This window comes from Streptomyces sp. 8K308 (assembly GCF_004348315.1).
In the GTDB taxonomy this organism is placed as follows: domain Bacteria; phylum Actinomycetota; class Actinomycetes; order Streptomycetales; family Streptomycetaceae; genus Streptomyces.
Genome location: NZ_SMKC01000541.1, coordinates 1 through 2,847, shown reverse-complemented (window position 1 = coordinate 2,847; position 2,847 = coordinate 1). Strand labels below are relative to the sequence as shown.

The window sequence follows — 2,847 nt, the reverse complement described above, 5'->3', positions numbered from 1 at the left end:
CGCCCGAGGCGACCGGCACCCAGCAGCGTGCGACGGCCGAACAGCCGTCGGCGCACCGGGCGCGGCGCCGGCCACCGGCCCCGCACCGCGCGTGCCCGGCCGCGCCGGCCAACGCCTGGTCCGTCGCCCGCCGAGACCGCCTCCCGTGCCCGGCCGCCGCCGCGCCACAGCGGGTCCGGCCCGCCGCGGGGGCTGCGGCGCCGCACCGCACGCGCCCGGCCGCGTCGTGGGCGCCCGGCCTGGCGGGCCGCGCCCCGGCAGATCCTCAGCCGTACCTGAAACCGGATCCACCCGTCCTTCTGAGCCGCTGGCACGGCCACGCACCACACGCGTCACTGGTCAACCGCGCTCCGCTGGCCTAGATTCCGGCCAGTCAGTCAAGGAGGACGGGCAGGAGACCACCATGCAATTCCCCACGCACGCACGACCACGCTCCATCGCCATCTGGACCACCGTCGCCGTCATCGGCGCCGTCGGCTGGTCCATGTTGGCGCTCTACCGAGGCGAGGAGGTGTCCGCCGCCTGGATGGTGGCGGCCGCGCTCGGCTCGTACGCCATCGGCTACCGCTTCTACGCACGCTACATCGCGACGCGCGTGCTGCGCGCCGACCCCACCCGCGCCACCCCGGCGGAACGCGTCAACGACGGCGTCGACTTCCACCCCACCGACCGCCGCGTGCTGCTCGGCCACCACTTCGCCGGCATCTCGGGCGCCGGCCCCCTGGTCGGCCCGGTGCTCGCCGCGCAGATGGGTTATCTGCCCGGCACCATCTGGATCATCGTCGGCGTCATCTTCGCCGGCGCCGTCCAGGACATGGTGGTGCTCTTCTTCTCCACCCGGCGCGACGGCAAGTCGCTCGGTCAGATCGCCCGCGAGGAGATCGGCCCGATCGGCGGCGTCGCCGCCGTCGTCGCCGTCTTCGCCATCATGATCATCCTGCTGGCGGTGCTGGCCCTCGTGGTGGTCAACGCACTCGCCGAGTCGCCCTGGGGCACGTTCTCGGTCGGCCTGACCATCCCCATCGCCCTCTTCATGGGCGTCTACCTGCGCTATCTCCGCCCCGGCCGGGTCGCGGAGGTGACCGTCATCGGCGTGGCCCTGCTGCTGCTCGCCATCGCCTCGGGCCGCTGGGTCGCCAACTCCGGCCTGGCCGACACCTTCACGCTCTCGCCGCGCACCCTCGTCATCTGTCTGGTGATCTACGGCTTCGCGGCGTCCGTCGCGCCGGTGTGGCTGCTGCTGGTGCCCCGCGACTACCTGTCCACGTTCATGAAGATCGGCACCATCGTGCTGCTCGCCGCGGCCCTGGTGGTCACGCTGCCGACGCTCAGGATGGACGCCGTCACGGACTTCGCGGGCAACGGTGAGGGGCCGGTGTTCGCCGGCTCGCTCTTCCCGTTCGTGTTCATCACCATCGCCTGCGGCGCGGTCTCCGGCTTCCACGCCCTGATCTCCTCGGGCACCACGCCCAAGATGATCCAGAAGGAGACCCAGGTACGCACCATCGGCTACGGCGCGATGCTGATGGAGTCCGGGGTGGCCATCATGGCGATCACCGCCGCCTGCGTGCTCGACCCCGGCGTCTACTTCGCGATGAACGCCTCGCCGGCGGTGATCGGCGACACGCTCCAGACGGCCGCCGACACCATCACCTCCTGGGGCTTCACCGTCACGCCCGAGCAGCTCGCGGCCGCCGCCGAGTCCGTCGAGGAGGAGTCGCTGCTCTCCAGGACCGGTGGCGCGCCGACGCTCGCGCTCGGCCTCGCCGCGATCCTCGCCGACATCCTGGGCGGCGACGCGATGATGAGCTTCTGGTACCACTTCGCGATCATGTTTGAGGCGCTGTTCATCCTGACGGCCATCGACGCCGGAACCCGGGTCGGCCGCTTCATCGTCCAGGACGCCATCGCCTCCATCCACCCGAGGTTCGGCCGGATGCGCGCCACCAAGTGGCTGCCCGGCATCGCGCTGAGCAGCGGTATCGTCGTCGCCCTCTGGGGCTACCTGCTGTGGGTCGGCGTCAACGACCCGCTCGGCGGCATCAACACGCTGTTCCCGGTGTTCGGCATCTCCAACCAGTTGCTCGCGGCCGTGGCGTTGGCCGTCTGCACGGTGCTGCTGGTCAAGTCGGGGCGGCTGCGGCATGTCTGGGTGACGCTGGTGCCGCTCACCTGGCTGTCGGTGGTCACGCTCACCGCGAGCTGGCAGAAGGTGTTCTCGAGCGACCCGGCGGTCGGCTTCTGGGCCCGGCGCGACCAGTACCAGGACGGCATCGACGCCGGCCAGCTGCTGCCCGGTGCCCAGGACATGGACGACATGCGGACCATCGTCAACAACGCCACGCTCGACGCGACGATCTCGGCGGTGCTCGCGCTGCTGGTGCTGATCGTCTTCGCCGACGCCCTGCGGGTGTGCGTGCGGGCGGTCAGGAGGCCGGACACCGTCCAGCTGCGCGAGTCCCCGCACGTGCCGTCGCGGCTGGTCGCCCCCGCCGGCCTGATCCCGACGAAGGAGGAGCGGGCCGAACTGGTGGCGGCCGGCCTCGGCCCGGGCGGCGGCATCCCCGAGCAGTCACGGGGTGAGCGGAGCGCGGCACGGGTGGAGGCCGGCGAATGAGACGCGCGGCGGCCTGGCTGCGTTGGTACGTCACCGAGCTGACCGGCGAGAACGCCTACGCCCGCCATGTCGCGCGGGTGCGCGAGACCGACCCGGCGGCCCCCGTGCCCTCGCGTCGCGAGTTCGAACGCGAGCGGGTGGAGCGCCGCTACGGGGACCCGCGCGACGGGGGCGGCGTCTGCTGTTAGCCCTGACCGGGCGCGGCGGCGGGTCCTCTCCCCCGCCCACCC

At 72.3% G+C, this 2,847-nt stretch carries 2 protein-coding genes; both read left to right on the top strand.

Annotation, left to right across the window (positions count from 1 at the left end):
* Positions 1-403: 403 nt before the first annotated feature.
* Entirely contained in the window at positions 404-2,617 is a 2,214-nt protein-coding gene (locus tag E1265_RS35395; protein WP_132935051.1) for a carbon starvation CstA family protein, read from the top strand.
* Entirely contained in the window at positions 2,614-2,805 is a 192-nt protein-coding gene (locus tag E1265_RS35390; RefSeq protein WP_132935050.1) for a CstA-like transporter-associated (seleno)protein, read from the top strand. Before E1265_RS35395 ends, E1265_RS35390 begins: the two co-directional genes overlap by 4 nt.
* The last annotated feature ends 42 nt before the right edge of the window (positions 2,806-2,847 follow it).

Excerpts from the sequence above, each read along its gene's own strand:
- E1265_RS35390 (WP_132935050.1), top strand. The coding sequence starts at position 2,614 with ATGAGACGCGCGGCGGCCTGGCTGCGTTGGTACGTCACCGAGCTGACC.
- E1265_RS35395 (WP_132935051.1), top strand. The coding sequence starts at position 404 with ATGCAATTCCCCACGCACGCACGACCACGCTCCATCGCCATCTGGACC.